Annotated in this window: 10 protein-coding genes; 8 read left to right on the top strand and 2 right to left on the bottom strand. The window is 36.5% G+C overall.

From position 1 onward, the window contains the following. Positions 1-47 precede the first annotated feature (47 nt). The 4 genes from PK35_RS00705 (at position 48) to PK35_RS00690 (ending at position 8,689) form a co-directional block, all read left to right on the top strand. Complete coding sequence (locus PK35_RS00705; protein WP_044624744.1) at positions 48-2,333, top strand: DUF5703 domain-containing protein; 2,286 nt, start codon at positions 48-50, stop codon at positions 2,331-2,333. Continuing rightward, the gene (locus tag PK35_RS00700) at positions 2,323-4,776 is read left to right on the top strand and encodes a pectate lyase family protein (protein ID WP_052825732.1); all 2,454 of its coding nucleotides are present in this window, start codon (positions 2,323-2,325) and stop codon (positions 4,774-4,776) included. Before PK35_RS00705 ends, PK35_RS00700 begins: the two co-directional genes overlap by 11 nt. A gap of 68 nt (positions 4,777-4,844) precedes the next feature. Next, complete coding sequence (locus PK35_RS00695; RefSeq protein WP_044624743.1) at positions 4,845-6,860, top strand: aceric acid hydrolase; 2,016 nt, start codon at positions 4,845-4,847, stop codon at positions 6,858-6,860. Between the two features lie 47 nt (positions 6,861-6,907). Next, positions 6,908-8,689 (top strand): L-fucose isomerase, encoded by a 1,782-nt coding sequence (locus PK35_RS00690; RefSeq protein ID WP_044624742.1) that lies wholly within the window; start codon positions 6,908-6,910, stop codon positions 8,687-8,689. A 382-nt stretch (positions 8,690-9,071) separates the two neighbouring features. On the opposite strand, the gene PK35_RS00685 is transcribed toward PK35_RS00690, so the two are convergent. Both PK35_RS00685 and PK35_RS00680 read right to left on the bottom strand, forming a co-directional pair. Further along, positions 9,072-10,541 carry a sodium:solute symporter family protein gene (locus PK35_RS00685; protein ID WP_044624741.1) on the bottom strand — a complete coding sequence of 490 codons (1,470 nt, stop codon included), beginning with the start codon at positions 10,539-10,541 and terminating at the stop codon, positions 9,072-9,074. 76 nt (positions 10,542-10,617) lie between these two features. Further along, positions 10,618-11,535, bottom strand: a complete 918-nt coding sequence (locus tag PK35_RS00680) for a dihydrodipicolinate synthase family protein (protein WP_044624740.1) — start codon at positions 11,533-11,535, stop codon at positions 10,618-10,620. A gap of 262 nt (positions 11,536-11,797) precedes the next feature. Here PK35_RS00680 and PK35_RS00675 point away from each other — a divergent pair, with 262 nt between their 5' ends. The 4 genes from PK35_RS00675 (at position 11,798) to PK35_RS00660 (ending at position 19,759) form a co-directional block, all read left to right on the top strand. Further along, positions 11,798-15,109, top strand: a complete 3,312-nt coding sequence (locus PK35_RS00675; protein WP_044624739.1) for a SusC/RagA family TonB-linked outer membrane protein — start codon at positions 11,798-11,800, stop codon at positions 15,107-15,109. 19 nt (positions 15,110-15,128) lie between these two features. Then, positions 15,129-17,108 (top strand): RagB/SusD family nutrient uptake outer membrane protein, encoded by a 1,980-nt coding sequence (locus PK35_RS00670; protein ID WP_044625182.1) that lies wholly within the window; start codon positions 15,129-15,131, stop codon positions 17,106-17,108. A 259-nt stretch (positions 17,109-17,367) separates the two neighbouring features. Continuing rightward, positions 17,368-19,074, top strand: a complete 1,707-nt coding sequence (locus PK35_RS00665) for a pectate lyase family protein (RefSeq protein ID WP_044625181.1) — start codon at positions 17,368-17,370, stop codon at positions 19,072-19,074. A gap of 13 nt (positions 19,075-19,087) precedes the next feature. Then, the gene (locus PK35_RS00660; protein WP_044624738.1) at positions 19,088-19,759 is read left to right on the top strand and encodes a DUF3826 domain-containing protein; all 672 of its coding nucleotides are present in this window, start codon (positions 19,088-19,090) and stop codon (positions 19,757-19,759) included. Positions 19,760-19,860: the final 101 nt, after the last annotated feature.

Below are 19,860 nucleotides of genomic sequence, written 5' to 3'. Positions count from 1 at the left end.
CAAAAACACTTCAAAAATACACTTTCTTAAGTTTTGTTTTACTGATTATGTTTTCAGTAAACGCTCAAATCCCTACGCTCAAAAACTACAATCAAATTTGGACGACACAAAGTAAGAATGCTTCAGAGTCGATGCCTTTGGGTGGTGGTGATATTGGTTGTAATGTATGGGTGGAAGATGGAAAATTGTATGCGTATATTTCAAAAAGCGGCACTTTTGATGAACATAATACTTTGTTGAAATTAGGTAGGATAAAAGTGGAACTAACGCCTAATCCGTTTCAAGATAATCAAGGGTTTAGTCAAGAATTGCATTTGGAGGATGGTTATATTTTAGTATCGCAAAATGATACCAAAGTGAAATTATGGGTGGATGTGTTTAGTCCAGTTATTCATATCGATGTAAAAAGTAAACAGGCTTTAGAACTAAAAGCATCTTACGAAAGCTGGCGATATAAAAACCGAAAAGTAGAAGGACGAGCTAACAATGCTAATTCTTACAAATGGGCTCCACAAGGTGATATTATTACTTATCAAGATTCTGTAAATTTAACAGACAATACAGTTCAGTTTTATCATAAAAATCGTGAAAATACGGTGTTTGATGTTGTGGTAAAGCAACAACAAATGGAATCGGTAAAAGACCAAATGATGAATCCATTAAAACACCTCACTTTTGGAGGCGTGATGCGAGGAAAAAACATGATTTCGGCAGGAACTTATAATGGGATATATCAAGACACCGATTTCAAAGGTTTTAGTTTAAAGAGTAAAAAAACGAGTAAAACACATCAAGTAAACGTGTATTTACATACCGTTCAAAATGAAAATATTGACGTTTGGAAAAAGGAACTAAAAAATTTGACAGCATCCTATAAACCCCAAGAAAAAAACACAAAAGCGTGGTGGAATAACTATTGGAAAAGAAGTTTTATTTATACCAATGCTGAAAACGATTCAGTGAATCAAATTGGGCAAAATTATCAATTGTTTCGTTATATGTTAGGTGCAAATGCCTATGGCAAATATCCAACCAAATTCAATGGTGGTTTGTTTACAGTCGATCCGGTGTACACCAAAGAAGACCATAAATTCACGCCTGATTTCAGAAATTGGGGAGGCGGAACGATGACACAACAAAATCAACGTTTGGTCTATTTTCCAATGTTTAAAAGTGGTGATTTTGATATGTTGCCATCTCAATTGGATTATTACTTAACGCTTCAAAAAAATGCGGAGTTGCGTAGTCAAGTGTATTGGAATCATAACGGTGCAGTTTTTACAGAACAATTGGAAAACTTCGGTTTACCCAATCCTGCAGAATATAGTTGGAAACGCCCTAAAGATTACGACCCCGGCATGCAGTACAACGCATGGTTGGAATACCAGTGGGACACTGTTTTTGAGTTTTGTAAAATGATGTTGGAACAACGGGAATATGTCCATGTTGATGTGAAAAAGTACAACGCTTTTATATTGAGTTGTTTGCGTTTTTTTGACGAACATTATCAATATTTAGCAAAAAAACGCGGTAGAAAAGCTTTGGATGCCAATGGGCATTTGGTTTTATATCCAGGTTCGGCGGTAGAGACTTACAAAATGGCTTACAATGCCAACAGCACCATTTCTGCTTTAAAAGTAATTAGCGAAAAATTATTGCAAGTATCGTCAAATGATTTGACTACAGAAGAAGTAGACTATTTAAAAGGGTTTCAAAAACGCATTCCGCCATTAAACTTCAGAGAAATCAACAATCAAAAAGTATTATCGCCTGCCAAATCTTGGGAACGCATCAATAATACGGAAGCCGCTCAGTTGTATCCTGTGTATCCGTGGAAATTATTCGGTTTGGGTAAACCCGATTTGCAGGTGGCTCAAAACACTTATTTTCTAGATGAAGACTTGCTGAAATTCCGAAGTCATGTGGGTTGGAAACAAGACAATATCATGGCAGCCAGATTAGGATTGACCGATGAAGCAGCAAAATATACCTTATTAAAAATGGCAAATTCCGAAAGACGTTTTCCTGCATTTTGGGGACCGGGATTCGATTGGGTTCCCGACCATAATTGGGGCGGTTCTGGAATGATAGGCATGCAAGAGATGTTGTTGCAAGAGGTTGATGGGAAATTATTGTTGTTTCCCGCATGGCCAAAACATTGGGATGTACATTTTAAATTACATGCTAAGAATAACACCACTGTTGAAGTGAAATTGGAAAACGGCCAAGTAAAACAACTCGCAGTTTTACCAAAAGAACGCGAAAAAGACATCATCAATCTTATAAATTATTCGTCAACCGAAAAATTAAATCTAAACCTAAATGAGAATTAAAAAACAGATATTAATTGGGATATTATTATCCGTAATAACTATCATAAACATACAATGTCAATCGAATGTTTCGACTGAAAAACAGACACTAAAAGTCGATTTTGATTTTTCAGGTCGACGTGTTTCAGAAGTTAACGATCCATTTTATAAATCATGGGTAATTAATGAAGCGGAGCAATCAGAAAACACTTTTAACGATTTAAAAATTCAACTTAAAGGAAACTTTAAGTCCAATTGGGTGAAAATAGGGATGAGCGCACCACATTATGCACAATTAGTAAGCGATGGTATAGTAAGCGAAAGCCCTTTGGAACTGACTATCTCAGGGTTGAAACCAGGGAAACACACCTTGTTAACCTATCATAATACCTTTAGTAATTTAAGAGGAAGAACGGTTACACCAATTAAAATTTTTATTGATGATAAATTGGTTGAAACATTAAGCCAGAGTAACCGTGCATTTGCAAAAATTGATGCGGCTACAAATTATTTAAACTTAGAAGTTGTAGATAATAAACCTGTAACAATCAGATTTGAAGGAGAATCAGGATTTGATATTTCAGAATTTGTCATTAACGGATTTGAAATCGATACACCCGATTTAAAAAAGCAAGCACATTCACCATTCCCAGAAAATGCCGATGAACATGTGATTGTTGAAGACCATTTGAATTTAAAATGGGAATCGCCAGAAGGCACGAAAGGTTATCATGTTTATTTCGGAATTGATGAAGAAACTGTAAAAAATGCGACTAATTCTAGTGAAGTTTATCAAGGTAAGCAAACCAAAAATGAGTTTCAAGTAGATGATTTGTACAGCATGAATACCTACTATTGGCGCGTGGATGCTGTAGATGCTAATGGCGAACTCATACAAGGTAGTGTCTGGTCGTTCAAACCAGCACAATTGGCATTTCCAGGAGCTGAAGGTTACGGACGTTTGGCTATTGGTGGTCGTGGCGGAAAAGTGGTTGAAGTCACTAATTTAAATGATGACGGACCAGGAAGTTTCCGTGAAGCTGTGACAAAAGATATCGGGCCAAGAACGGTGGTGTTTAACGTTTCAGGAAATATCGAGTTAAAATCGAGGTTGGTTATTAGTCAGCCTTATATTACGGTGGCAGGACAAACTGCGCCTGGAGATGGTATCACAATAACTCGTGCGCCTGTTGGGTTAACAGGCGATGATGGCATCATGCGATTTATAAGAGTTAGAATTGGTGCAGGAACCACTTTCGACGGTATGGGATTAACCGGAGCAAATTTCAGCATAATAGACCATTGTTCAATTAGTTGGACCATTGACGAATCGTTTAGTTCGCGTGGGGCGAATCACATTACTTTGCAACGCACGCTAATTTCCGAAGCTTTAAATATGGCTGGGCACGATAAATATACCAATGCCATGCACGGTTACGCGGCCACAATAGGTGGCGACATTGGTAGTTTTCACCATAATTTATTGGCTCATAACTACGGACGTAATTGGAGTATGGGCGGTGGTTTAAATGGCGATGGTTTTTATGCCGGACGTCTAGATATTCGAAACAATGTAGTTTATAACTGGGGAAAACGTGTTACCGATGGTGGCGCTAGTGAGGTGAATTTTGTTAATAATTATTATAAACCAGGAGCGGCTTCAAAAGTATTTTACGCTTTAAAAGTACAACATGAAGGCGTTGGAAAGGGAAGTCAACGTTATTATTTTGATGGTAATGTGATGCCGGGATATTTTGATGAAAATTCACAGGATGATGGACGTATTATCCAAACAAGTAAACATGCCATCGTAGATTTTGAAACCTTTGTTGATGAACCGTTTTTTCCATCGTATGTAAACACACAATCTGCTTTTGCAGCTTATAAAGATGTATTGTCCGATATTGGAGCCAATCAACCAAAATTAGATAATCACGATAAACGTATTGTTGATGAAACCTTAAAAGGAACTTATTCCAACAAAGGAAGTAAAACAGGATTTCCAGGCATGATTGATACCGAATTGGATGCTGGCGGTTTTCCTGAATATACTAGCGAAACGAGACCAGAAGATTGGGATACCGATCATGACGGATTGCCAAATTGGTGGGAAGAAGCTAAAGGCTTTAATATCAATTCTGAAGTTGGTGATTTTTCAGATGCTAATAAAGATGAAGACAAAGATGGCTTCACTCAATTGGAAGATTATTTAAACTGGTTGGCACAACCACATTACGTCATTCAAGCAGATGAAACTTTAAGTTTAATGGTATCAGAGTTTTTTAAAGGCTTTGAAAATAATCCTGTTTACACCATTTCAGAAGTACAAAATACTTCAGCAGTTATAGAAAACAATCAGATAAAAATTAATCCAAAATCAACAGGTTTTGCATCATTCAAAATATCGGTAAAAGATGCCGATGGAGACAACATGACAAGACTAGTAAATCTTTTTATAAAATAATTGAATGTCACCCTGAACTTGTTTCAGGGTCTCATCGATTTAATTTTCAACGCAAACAAATAAGACCAATGAAAAATAAAATCCTTCTTTCAGTTTTTAGTCTTTGTGGCCTATTGGCCATAGCTCAAAATAAAGGACTTACCGCAAACACAAACAGTCCGCATACCAAACTTAAAAGTCTAGATTTACAAGATGTGGTTTGGACTGATGGTTTCTGGAAAGAACAGTTTGATGTAGAAACCCAAAATACCTTGCCATACATGTGGGAGTTGTATCATAACGACAGTGTTAGTCATGCTTACGCAAATTTTAAAATTGCGGCAGGTTTAGAAAAAGGTAAACATGCAGGTCCGTCTTTTCATGATGGCGACTTTTACAAAATCATGGAAGGTATGGCATCGGCGTATGCGGTTACCAAAAACCCCGAATTGGATAGACAAATAGATGAAGCCATAGCCATGTTTGCCCAAGTGCAACGTAAAGATGGTTACATCAACACACCTGTTTTAATTGAAGAACGTTGGGGAACTTTAGGACCAGAAGAGCTTAAAAAGCAATTAGGTTTCGAGAAGTATAACATGGGACATTTAATGACGTCGGCGTGCGTGCATTACCGTGCCACAGGAAAAACCAACTTTTTAGAAGTAGCCAAGGGCGTAGCCGAATTTCTATACGACTTCTACAAAAAAGCATCGCCAGAATTAGCAAGAAATGCTATTTGTCCGTCGCATTATATGGGCATTGTCGAAATGTATCGTACTGTAAAAGATCCACGATATTTGGAACTGGCCAATAACCTGATTGATATTCGCGGAACCACAAACGATGGAACAGACGATAACCAAGACCGCATTCCGTTTAGAGAGCAAACTCAAGCTATGGGACACGCTGTTCGCGCAAACTACCTGTATGCAGGAATAGCCGATTTATATGCCGAAACAGGCGAGGCGAAACTCATGGAAAACTTGCAATCCATTTGGGAAGATGTGGCTTACCGCAAAATGTACATTACAGGTGGTTGCGGCGCGTTGTACGACGGTGTATCGCCAGATGGAACGGTTTACGACCCTAAAATTGTTCAAAAAACGCATCAAGCTTATGGGCGCCCGTATCAATTACCAAACGCTACGGCACACACCGAAACCTGTGCCAATATTGGTAATGTACTTTGGAACTGGCGCATGTTGCAACTTACAGGCGATGCCAAATACACCGATGTTATGGAATTGGCGTTTTACAATAGCGTATTGTCGGGTGTGAGTTTAGAAGGCACCGAGTTTTGTTATAACAATCCTTTAAACGTTTCAAAAGATTTACCATTTAAACAACGTTGGGGGCACGAGCGTGAAGGTTATATTGCATGGTCAAACTGTTGTGCGCCCAATGTTACACGCACTTTAGCACAGGTAAACAATTATGCTTATAACATTTCAGAAAAAGGTTTATATGTTAACCTTTACGGAAGCAATCACTTAAAAACTAAAACGTCTTCAGGTGATAAATTAGAAATTAAACAAATCACAAATTATCCATGGGACGGAAAAATCACGCTTAAAATAGTAAAAGCACCAAAAAAGGCTTTTTCAATCTTCACCAGAATTCCGGGGTGGAGTGAAGGCGCTTCAATAACAATTAATAAAACTTCAACTGATATTGAAATTAAATCGGGAGCTTATTCAGAACTGAACAGAAAATGGAAAAAAGGCGATATTGTTGAAATCAATATCCCAATGCCAGTACGTTTAATGCAAGCTAATCCATTGGTTGAAGAAACTAAAAGTCAAGTGGCTGTTAAGCGTGGACCAATTGTTTATTGTTTGGAAACTGATGATTTATCTGAAAAAGTAAACATCAATCAAGTGGTTTTAGATATTAATTCAAATTTTGAAACAAAACCTATCACGATAAAAAACAGAGAAGTTTTAGGAATTACGGCTAAAGGTTTTGTTGAAAACCAAGATTGGGATAAAGCGTTGTATAAACCTTTAAACTTATCAAAGAAAGCAATCGATATCACGCTTATTCCATATTACAGTTGGGGAAATAGAAATGTGGAGGAAATGACCGTTTGGATGCCTTACTAATTTAAAGTAGAACAAAATAATCAGCTAATTAAACTAAAAATATAACCATGAAATTCAAAACATTAATTGGCGAATTGCCAAAAATAGGAATCCGTCCAGTAATTGATGGACGTTTAGATGGTGTTAGAGAATCACTGGAAGAAACCACCATGAATATGGCAAAAAATGCCGCTAAATTTCTAACCGACAATTTACGTCATGCCGATGGAAGCTCAGTAGAATGCGTCATTTCAGATACATGTATAGGCGGAGTTGCCGAAGCTGCAGCATCGGCCGATAAATTTTCAAGAGCAGGAGTAGGCGTAAGTTTAACCGTAACACCTTGTTGGTGCTATGGTAGCGAAACCATCGATATGGATCCGTTAATACCTAAGGCTATTTGGGGTTTTAATGGCACCGAACGCCCTGGCGCGGTGTACTTAGCAGCAGCATTAGCAGGACATAACCAAAAAGGGTTGCCTGCATTCGGAATTTATGGTCGCGATGTTCAAGATAGCGACGATAGTTCCATACCCAACGATGTAAAGGAAAAATTACTGCTATTCGCAAAAGCAGGTTTGGCAGTGGCTACTATGAAAGGCAAATCATACTTGTCTATGGGTTCGGTTTCCATGGGAATTGCAGGATCAATCATCGATGCCGATTTCTTTGAAAGTTATTTAGGCATGCGTTGCGAAAATATCGACATGTCGGAGTTTATCCGTCGTATAGAACAAGAAATTTACGATAAAGACGAATACGAAAAAGCACTCGCCTGGGCAAAAGCCAAATGTAAAGAAGGCAAAAATTACAATCCGCCAGAAAAAGTAAAATCTAGAGAAGCATTGGATGCCGACTGGGAATTTGTGGTAAAAATGGCTTTAATTGGTCGCGATTTAATGATTGGTAACCCTAAGCTAAAAGAGATTGGTTATGCCGAAGAAGCTCTTGGCAGAAACGCCATTTCTGGAGGTTTTCAAGGGCAACGCCAATGGACAGATCATTTCCCTAATGGTGATTTTATGGAAGCTATTTTAACATCATCTTTCGACTGGAATGGCATTCGTCAACCTTTTATGTTCGCCACAGAAAACGACAGTTTAAACGGAATTTCCATGCTATTCGGGCATTTATTAACAGGAGCTGCTCAAATATTTAGCGATGTGCGCACATTTTGGAGTCCAGAATCGGTAAAACGGGTTACAGGGCATACGCTAACGGGAAAAGCCGAAAACGGATTTATACACCTAATAAACTCAGGAGCATCAGCACTCGATGGCACAGGCGAGCAAACCATAAACGGCAAACCAGCCATGAAACCGTGGTGGGATATTACAGAGCAAGAAGCCGAAAAATGTTTAGAAAACACCACTTGGGGACCAGGGATGTTGGAGTATTTTAGAGGTGGCGGTTACTCATCAACCTTTAAAACCAAAGGCGGTATGCCCGTTACCATGTGCCGTATAAATTTAGTAAAAGGCATTGGTCCGGTGTTACAAATTGCCGAAGGCGAAACCATAGAATTACCAACCGATGTTCACGAAACTCTAAACGAACGCACTAATCCAACATGGCCAACCACTTGGTTTGTGCCAAATTTAACAGGCAACGGGCCGTTTAAAGACGTGTACAGTGTTATGGCAAATTGGGGTGCCAACCACGGCGCATTTACCTACGGTCATATTGGTGCCGATTTAATTACTCTGGCGTCTATGTTACGAATTCCGGTGAATATGCATAATGTACCCGAAGACAAAATTTTCCGACCAAGCGCTTGGGCATCCTTTGGAATGGATAAAGAATCAGCCGATTATCGTGCTTGCGCAACATATAAGGCAATTTACGGGTAATCCTGTCATTACGATCAGAGCGAAGCAATCTGTTTTATTCTAATAAATAGATTGTTTCGTTTTTCTTTCTTAGGTCTGCAGGTTCTAAAAATTAACTATTAGGGCGCTACCCAAGGGTCGGGCTTTCCGTTATTAGTTTTGGCTCGATGCACGCCTCGCCAAAAGCTAGCCACTACAATCCCTAGCGCACCAGCACTAAGGTTTTTCATTATTTATGATGGTCAGCTACAACTTTGGAAAATAAAACTCATTTAATCTTTGCGCCTCCGCGCCTTCGTGAGAAAATTAATTAAAACTTCTCCGAATCATATTTAAACTGTCAAATCAAGGCATCTTTCAGAGAAACATTCAACTTTGTGCCTTTACGTCTAAAGTCAATAATTTAATTTTTAGGTTTCAAAAAAGAAGAGACCAAAAAGCCCACTAAAAATATAGCCATAGTTCCAAAAACAATCGTTAAATAGGTGTGGAAAGAAGCACCAATACTGTCGCTACCAAAAATTTGTTCCGATAAGGTTAACCATAAAATCACCAGAATTCCAGCAATCATACCAATAATAGCACTGGTTGTATTTTTTTTCTTCGTAAAAATTCCTAACAAAAATAAACCAAGCATGCCGCCGCTAAAAATCGAAGATAGCTTCCACCAAGCATCCAAGGCGCTTTTTACATTAATCATCGCAATGGCAATACCAATACCTAAAATACTTATAACTGCAGAAGCGATGTAAAGCACTTGCATACGTTTTTTATCAGAAATATTTTGTTTAAAATACTTGTTGTAATAATCGGTTAAAAAAACAGTAGAAGAACTATTAAAACTAGTAGAAATAGTGCTCATACCAGCAGCAAAAATAGAAGCAATCAACAATCCTGTAATTCCCATAGGTAAAGCGTTTACAATAAAATGCGGAAAAACTCTATCTGCTTTACTTAAGCCTTGCAAAGCTTCAGGTAAGGTATCGGCAGAATTGTAATAGGCAAAAAGCGAGGTGCCAATAAACAAAAACAACGCCGAAATAGGTAAATAAATCAATCCGCCAATTAAAGCCGATTTTTGAGCTTCCTTATCCGATTTTAAAACCATATAACGTTGCACGTAATTCTGATCAATACCAAAGTTTTGCAAGTTTATAAAAACGCCATAAACTAAAACCACCCAAAATGTTGGTTCCGATAAATTTAAATCGAAACTTCCTAAGCTGAATTTGTCATTTTCGTTAGCTATTGTAAAAACTTGCATGGGGCCTTCGGGCATGCTATAAAACATAAATGCAATACAAACTAAGGCGCCAACAATTAAAATAATGCCTTGTATGGCGTCTGTCCATAACACAGCACTTATACCACCTAACATAGAATAAACAGCAACGATAATTCCAGTAAAAATTATTATGGTGGCAATATCCCAACCTGTAATAGCATTTAAAGTTAAGGCGAGTAAATACAAAATGGTACCAATGCGCATAAGTTGTGTTAATAAATAGCAAACCGAAACATAAATACGCGCCCACGAACCAAAACGTTGTTCCATAAATGTGTATGCCGACGGACTATTAATTTTGCGATATAATGGTACAAAGTATTTTACAGCAATTAAAGTAGCAATTGGTAATGATAAGCTAAACACCAAGGCATTCCAGTTACTTTGAAAAGCATTTCCGGGTAAAGCCAAATAGCTAATGCTGCTTACAAAAGTGGCAAAAATAGACATGGTAACCACCCAACTTGGAATATCTTGATTACCTAACGTGTAAGACGCTGATGTTTTATTTTTTTTAGCAAACGAACCTCCAAAAAGTGCTATACCAATAATGTAAGCAAAAAATACAATAATATCTAGAGTGTTCATTCTATGTTGGTTTTAGTTGGTAAAAGTGGTAAAAGTAATTAGTTGCACTTTAAAACGGATTGGTTAGTTCCGTTATTTATGATAAAGCTGAGTCTATTTTACTTTTTAGAGCTTTAATGTTTGTTGCGATTGCTGTCATTTCTTTTTCATCAAAACAATCAAAAGGAGGTGCAATATTATGCTCTATTAAATTCAATGTAAAAAGTCCAGCTTTCATTCCTTTTAAATAACTCGATCCAAAGGAACCTAAGTTATATATTTTGGTAGAAACTTCCATCACTAAACTTTGTAGTTCATGCACACGTTCAAAATCTCGTGCCAAGGTAGCTTTATATAGTTGTACATATAGTTTAGGAAACATGTTAGAACCTCCATTTACGCCACCATGACCACCCATAATAACCGTTTGCGAGGTTACCTCTTCAGGACCAACAAGTAACGAGAAGTTATCGATGTTTTTTAATAAATAACACAGTTTTTGGTAGTAAACTATGTTTGCCGAACTATCTTTTAAACCAATTATATTGTCGTGTTGAGCAAGTTTTAAAACTGTATCAATTTCAATATTAATTTTGGTATGCGATGGCATGTTGTACAAAAACAGAGGTAAAGGTAACTGGTCTGCCAATCGACAATAGTATTTGTAAAGTTCTATTTGTCCTAAGCCGTAATAAAAAGGTGGTGCAGCAACCACAGCTTTAGCTCCAGCTTCTTTAGCGATTTCGGCTAAATGCACACTTTCTTCAATTGTGGTATCTGAAATACCTACAAAAACAGGAATTCGGTTATTTACAATGTTGCAGGCTTCATTAATAAGTTGAATTCTAGTTTTATAACTTAAACTTGTAGCTTCACCTGTAGTTCCTAAGATAAATAGACCGTGTACGCCACCAGAAATAATATGATTTATTAATTTATTGGTGTTAGCAATATCTAAAGAAAGATTATCAGATTGTAACGGGGTAACCATTGGGGTTATAATGCCATTAAACATACGTTAAAATTATAGTTAAAAATAGTTAGTTGTGTACACCATAAAAATAGTGGTGTAATAAAAGTGACTTTTATAATGATAAATAGACGCTTATGTCAAATTTCGATAAATACTCGAAAAAGGCTTTATAAAATTGGTCGTCGTTCAAAAATTACATCGAATAATTGTCAAATTAATGAAATTAGCATTAGATTAACATCATTCATTATGGTGTTTCTACCATAAAACAGCTAACTAAATTAATTAAACTAAATAATAGATAATGAAAAAAGCAATTTCAAAAATTTTGCTTTTGCTGCTCTTCTCTTTACTGAGTATTTTTTCTGGTTTTTCGCAGAATACAAGCAGTAAAAAAAATGTAACTGGCGTTATTGTAGATGAGGCCAATATTCCCTTACCAGGTGTAACAGTTATTGAAAAAGGTACAAACAATGGAGCTGTTACCGATTTTGATGGCGTTTACAGTATATCGGTAACTTCAAGTAGTACACTGGTGTTTTCTTTTGTAGGTTTAAAAACAAAAGAAATTGTAGTTGGAGACAAAACAACACTTAATGTAACCTTAGAAGAAGATACACAATCACTTGATGCAGTGGTTATAGAGGTGGGTTACGGTTCGCAGAAATTAGAAGCAGTAACAGGAGCTGTTGAGTCTATTAAAGCCGAAGAAATTGAAGCGCTACCCGTAGGTAATTTAGGTGCTGCTTTAGCTGGACGAGTGTTAGGTGTAAGTGTTTCAGGAGGAACTTCTCGTCCAGGATCGCCGGCACAAATAACCATTCGTAATCCAATTACAGGTACTAATATTAGAGCGAAAGACCGGGTTTCAGGTGATCCACTTTATGTAATTGATGGAATCATGCAAATTGATCCTAATACAGGATTAAGCGATCCTACTTTGTTTAATAACTTAGATGCTTCAGAAATTGAAAGTATTTCGTTTTTAAAAGATGCTTCAGCAGCCATTTATGGTGCTAGGGCATCTCAAGGTGTTGTGTTGGTTACCACAAAAAGAGGAAAAAAAGGGCCTGCAGTGTTTTCTTATTCAGGCAATTTTTCAGCGTCTGATGAAACCTACCGCAATAAAATGCTAAACGCGTCTCAATTTGCTAAAGTGTATAACATAATGAATGGCGCAAATGGGACAGGTATACTTTACGACGAGTCTTTAGATAATTTTAGTGAATATTTCTTTTCGCCAACCGAAATAGAACATTTTGAAAATAATTCATATGATGCTTTAGATCAATATTGGACATCAGCTGGATCGCAACGTCATAACCTTAATTTATCTGGTGGAGGTGAAGATGCTACTTATTTCGGGGGCATTTCATATTATACACAAGAAGGGAATTTAGGTACTTTAGATTACGACAGATGGTCTTTTAGAGCAGGTACAAATGTTAATTTGGCCAGAGGTTTTAAAGCAGGCTTTCAAGTTTCTGGGTATTTTACAGATAGAAGTCAAACAACTAGCAAAATTGGTAGTGAAAATGTAGAAAACGATTTTCGACAACTTCAAAACAGAGCACCGTTTTTACCAATGTATATTAATGGCTTACCAACGTTGCAAATTGGTGCAAGTGGTAATGATGCTTTAGCCGGATTTCATTATGGTGAAATTTTACGTTTACAAAACTTGGCCGAAACAAAAGATAATAACGTAAATGTTAATCTAAATATAGAGTACGAAGTTCCTTTTGTTAAAGGTTTAAAATTTAAAGGAACTTACACTAGACAAGAATCTGCGGATAGAGGAAGTCAAATAGGTGGTACCTTTAATTTATATGAATTTTATGGAGCCGACCAATTAGCTACGACAGATAGAAGACAAACTTACGTTTTATATGAGAGTGGTTCAGGACCATTAGGAACAAATGATATTCGTCAAGAAACAGAAATTATTAATGGTGATAGACTTTTAATTGATAATGGTAAAAGTAGTAATGAGCAATTTAGATTTCAATCAACGTTCGATAGAGAGTTTGGAGATCATGAGATAGCAGCATTTTTAGCTGTAGAACGTTCAGAGCGTTATCAGCACAAAGAGCGTATAATTAAATATGGAGTGCCGGACTATGCCGATGGTATGATTTGGCAAACTACGGGAATTTTCGACCCTGAAAACACTTATAACTGGCGTTATGAATCTGGAGATTTAGGATATATTGGTCGTTTAAATTATAACTACAACGAAAAGTATTATGCCGAGTTTTTATTTAGAAGTGATGCCTCTGCTAAATTCGCTCCCGAAAATTATTGGGGTAACTTTTACTCTGTTTCTGGTGGTTGGATAATTTCAAAAGAGTCTTTTTTCAAATCTGAAGTCATAGATTTTTTAAAGTTTAGAGGTTCTGTTGGTGTTGTCGGAAAAGATGATACAAGAGCATGGGAGTGGAGACAAAATTTTAGTACCGAAACAAGTGGTGGTGCTGTATTTGGAGGAAACTCTTCAGTTTCACAAGGTTTATCGCCAGATAGGGTTGCAAATCCAGATGTAAGATGGGGTAAAGAGTTAAAAACAAACTTTGGTTTTGAAGCACGTTTTTTAAACAGCCGATTATCTGCTAGTGCAGAAACATTTTACAACATGGGTAGAGAGTTATTAATAAACTTAAATTCTGGAGTGCCTTTTACTGTTGGTGGCGCAGCAGCATCTTCAAATTATGGTGAAGCTGATACATGGGGTACCGAAATTTCTTTAGGATGGAGCGATAATATTGGTTCCGATTTTAGTTATTCGGCTAGATTCAACATGGGATGGTATAACAATAATATTATAAAAGGAAACTTTACAGATGAAAGTAACTGGAAACCATGGGAAACAAATAGACCAGGACCTTCAGACAGAGGTGCTTGGGGATATGACTATGTAGGAATGTTTAAAACCCAAGACGAGATAGATAATTATATTTCAGAAACTGGGATTACCTCTATTCTTGGAGTACCTGCTAATGAATTAAGACCAGGAATGCTTTATTATAGAGATGTTCGCGGAGATTGGGATCCAGAAACTAGAACGTTTTTACCTAAAGATGGTGTAGTAAATGAGAATGATCAAATTCAATTAAAAAAGCGTCAAAGAGGGCCTCAAGGCTTTTCTTCAATCTTTAACGTGGGTTATAAAGGCTTCAAATTAAACACTGTAATTAGTGTTAATTGGGGAGGCTACAGAGAAGTAGGGGGAGCTAAATCAGTTTTAAATTCTGAGAAAATTACAGCCAATTATGAAAACAGGCCTGCATTTTGGGCTAATATGTATGATCCAGAACTAAACCCTTCAGGAACTATTCCTAATTTAACCAAAAGAAATCAAAATATAAATACGGTTTCATCTAAATTTTGGCAAGTAAGTAGTTTTAGTTTAGTAATGCGTAACATTAATTTAAGTTATGCGGTACCTAAAACCTTAACCGATAAATTAGGTGTTAGAAGCTTTAGATTGAACTTAGTGGGAATAAATCCTTTTATTTTGTACAATCCGTACAAAGATTATGGTTTAAGTCCTTATGGGGGTTACGACAGCTATCCAGTACTAAGAACATTTTCTTTAGGGGTAAATGTTGGTTTTTAAAAAATATAAATTGTTACTCATGAAAAATTTTAAAATAAATATACTTTTTTTCCTGTTTGCTTCTGCTCTTGTTGTTAGTTGCAGTACAGATTTTATTGAAGAGAAAAAGAACTTTCAAAAAGTAGATGTTGAAATCTATCAATACGAATCATTAGCCATTAATTATGTAGATTATGTTTATGGGTTGTTTTTGCCAGATGGCAATGTTAACATGTCTATGTGGTCTAAAGCAGCACGAGATAATTCAAATGTTCCTGGTACTGGTAATTCAACAATTTTTGCAAGAGCCACCGACGAAATTTCGGGAGAGGTTGATTTAAATAAAGAATGGGCAGAAATATCTAATTTAAATGATCATTGTTTAAAGTCTTTAGGAACACCTATTAGAACCAACCCTCAAAATATGAGTTATACACGCATAAGGTATTGTAACTTATATATAAATAACTTAGATGAGTATTCTGAATTAGATGAAGATTTTGAAAACCAAATTTTAGGACAATTATATTTTTGGAGAGCATGGCAATATTACGATTTGGTAAGACTTTATGGTGGTGTTCCAATAGTTTTAGAAGAACAGCCTTTGGCACTTGACGATCCTATGAACCAAACACCAAGAAGCTCTGCTGCCGATGTTATTGAGCAAATAGTTTCCGATTTAGAAATGTCTAAGGAGTTATTAGAAAACGCTAGACCTTATACAGCAGGTGATGCAGGTAGAATAACACCAGCGGCTGCGGCGGCATTAAAAGGGCGTGTATTATTATTATGGGCGAGTCCTTTATTTAATAGACAGGATGATGTGGCGCGTTGGCAACGTGCTTACGATGCAAATTTAGAAGCATATAACGTATGTTTAGAATCGGGTAAAGGCCTTGATCCAGATTGGAAAAATATGTTCTTTACAGATAATGGGATGGAATCAATTTTTGCTTTCGGCTTTAATAACTTTGCAGCAAATTCCGGAGGTATTCAAAAAAACAATTATACGGAATATGACACCAGATCCATTCCTCAAGGTGGAGCCGCTAATTTAGTACCCACTAAAAATATAATGGATGCTTTTCCAATGTCCGACGGAACAGCTTATGATGCAAATGGTAATTTAAATCATTTTTATAGAGATAGAGATCCTAGGTTTTATCACACCTTTGCTTATAACGGAAGTATTTGGCCTTATAAAGAAAGTCCAAATTATAAGCATTGGTCATACTATTGGTTTCCACTTGCTGCCGATCCAAGTGGACCAAAAATAGCAACTAACACACCTTTTCATGTTTCAGGTATTTATTTAAGAAAGTTTACAAACGATGCGTCTTCACAAACCAATATGTACCGTAATAATGGCGATGATTATATGGAAATTCGTTTTGCCGAAGTGGTGCTAAATTTAGCAGAATCTGCAATAGGTATTAGCAATTTCGCTGAAGCTAAAGGGTATATTGGTGATGTTCGTTCTAGAGCAGGAGTTCAAAATTTAGATGGACAATATGGTTTAGCTTCCATAAATACTAGAGATGCACTTTTTGCAGCAATTATAAACGAAAGAAAAGTCGAGTTTGCATACGAAAATAAGCGCTTTTTCGATCTTAGACGTTGGATGTTATTTAATGATGATTTTGGTACTTGTACCAGATTAAACCAAGATCCAATTGAAGGTATTAGAAGACAAGGATATTATACGTTTGCTAAATCGGATGAGTCATCTTATTATGTAGGTATTCCTGATCCATTCAAAGGTTCTAGTGCACCTGTTATAAATCGAGATGCAACGTCTTATCCAGATGGAGTTACTACTTACGAGGAATATGTAGACTATCTTTATGATAATCATTTTGAAGTTGTAGTTAAAGATGAAGCAATAGAAGCACGAGTTGATTTTACATTTAAATGGTATAACGAATATTATTTCTTCGGAATTTATCAAGATTTAATAGAATCGGCACCATATTTGGAGCAAACAGAAGGTTGGGGCGGTTCTTTTGTTCCGTACAATTAGTGTTCTAAGCATGAATTAAAACAAAACATACCTACGGCAATTTAACGTAGGTATTTTTTTAGTGTGAGTTTGATGATAGTATGGATTTTTTAATTATTCGATTACGCTCAAATTATCAGGCACTTAATCGATTAAGTTCACATTTTAGCCCTTTTTTCTTTGAAAAAACTTAGGGTTAAACAAAATTTAAAAGTATTAGTAATGGATGTTATCCATTACCACAAAACTTAAAATAAACAATAAAACATTAAAACTAGTTATGAAAAAACTTAGCTTATCTATATTATGTCTGGCTTTTTTAGGAATATGTAATGCCTATGCGCAATATCCTAAATTAACAGATGCAGATAGAGCCAAAGAAAAAGCCATTAAAGATGCAGCTTATAAACATTCTGATGAAGCCTGGGAAAAAGCTAAAATAATAGTACAACAAGAAGCCAGAGAGGGCAAGCCTTATATTCCATGGGCAGGTAGACCAACCGATTTACCTCAAGCAGAAATACCTGCATTTCCAGGTGCAGAAGGCGGAGGGATGTATACCTACGGCGGCCGTGGTGGTAAAGTATTAACTGTAACCAGTTTAGAAGATGACGGCCCCGGAACCTTACGTGAAGCTTGCGAAACAGGTGGCGCTAGAATTATCGTATTTAACGTTTCGGGAATTATAAAATTAGAAACGCCACTTATCATTCGTGCACCTTACATTACTATTGCGGGACAAACAGCTCCTGGAAACGGTATTTGTGTAGCCGGAGAAACAGTTTGGATTGACACGCACGATGTAATAATTCGTCACATGCGTTTTAGACGTGGTGAAACGTTTGTAGGACGGCGCGATGATGCTATCGGCGGAAATCCCGTCGGGAACATCATGCTCGATCACATTTCAGCTACTTGGGGATTAGATGAGAATATGTCTATTTATCGTCATATGTTTAGTCCAGGTGCCGATTATAAAGATGAAAAATTACCAACCGTAAACATCACTATTCAAAACAGTTTATTTGGTGAAGCTTTAGATACTTATAACCACGCTTTTGGTAGTACTTTAGGTGGTGAAAATTGCTCGTTTATGAGAAACATGTGGGCAAGTAATGCTGGTAGAAACCCATCTATTGGGTGGAATGGTATTTTTAATTTCGTAAATAACGTGATGTACAATTGGGTACACCGTTCTATTGATGGAGGCGATTATACCGCAAAATATAACATCATAAACAATTACTTCAAGCCAGGACCATTAACTCCTCTAGATCAACCTGTAAGCTACAGAATTTTAAAACCAGAAGCAGGACGAAGCAAGCTTGATACCATGGTTTATGGTAGAGCTTATGTAAAAGGAAATATTGTAGAAAATAACTCAAAAATCACCAAAAATAATTGGGATGGTGGCGTGCAAATTGAAGGTAAAGATGGTGAGTTGCTAGATTTTGAAGGTGCAAAACCGTACTTCGATTATATGAATTCAAATAGACCGTTTCCTATGCCGCATATTGGAAACATCATGTCTGCCGATGAAACTTTCGACTACGTAACTAAAAATGTAGGTGCCACTTTACCAGTACGCGATGTAGTAGATGAACGTATTGTTAGAACTGTAAAAACAGGACAATCGGAGTATGTAAAAGGATTAGATCCAGAGTCTTTCTATCATTTTAAACACAGACGTTTACCTAAAGATTCGTATAAGAAAGGCATTATTACCGATATTTCTCAAGTTGGCGGTTATCCAGAATACAAAGGAAAACCTTATAAAGATTCAGATGGCGATGGTATGCCAGATGCTTACGAAAAGAAACACGGTTTAAACCATAAAGATGCTTCTGATGCTAATCAAGATGCTAACAATGATGGTTACACAAACATCGAAGGTTACATAAACGGAATCGACCCGAGTATTACAACCAATTGGAAAGATTTAGCAAACAATAAAGAAACGCTAACAGCGCCTTTATTGAAGAAATAAAAAATCAATACTCATGTCAGCAAAACAATTAAAGCAAGGATTAACTTTAATGTTCGCGTTCGTTGCATTTACGGTAACGGCGCAGCAACACTTAGATTCAGAATATATAAAAGTAACCGTAGAACGCGCTTCTAAAATTGTAAAAACTTTAGATATTTCAAATGAAGAAAAAAGCGAAGCTGTAACTCAAATTATTGCGAAACAATATCAAAATTTAAGTAAGTATCACGATGCACGCGATGCAAAAGTAGATGCGATTAAATCCTTAGGTTTAGAGGATGAAAAAGAAGAAAATAAGATTGCTAAGGCTAAGAAGAAATCAGCTAAAAAAATTAAAAAGCTTCATAAATCATATGTGAGTCAATTAAATAAAGTATTAAGCAACGATCAAGTTGAAGCAGTTAAAAACGGTATGACTTATGGCGTTTTGCCAAAAACATATACGGCATTTTTAGAAATGATACCGAGTTTAACCGATACTCAAAAAGAATACATTTATAATAATTTAGAAGAAGCGCGCGAATACGCCATGGATGGTGGCTCATCAAAAGAAAAGCACGCATGGTTTGGTAAGTACAAAGGCCGAATAAACAATTATTTATCTAAAGAAGGTTACGATCTTCAAAAAGAAAGAGATGGTTGGTATGAGCGTATTGAGGCTCAAAAACAACAAGCAAATAAGTAATTATTTGAAAATAAAAAGAATAAGATAGATGTTAAATTGAGCAGTTAAAGCTCAATTTATTTCTATCGAGAAGTTCTTGTGAATGTATTTAGTAATGCATA

Origin of the sequence: Neotamlana nanhaiensis, from assembly GCF_000943555.1 — a bacterium.
Taxonomy (GTDB): Bacteria; Bacteroidota; Bacteroidia; order Flavobacteriales; family Flavobacteriaceae; genus Neotamlana; species Neotamlana nanhaiensis.
The sequence above is the reverse complement of the archived record's forward strand: the minus strand, read 5'-3'. Positions and strand labels throughout refer to the sequence as shown.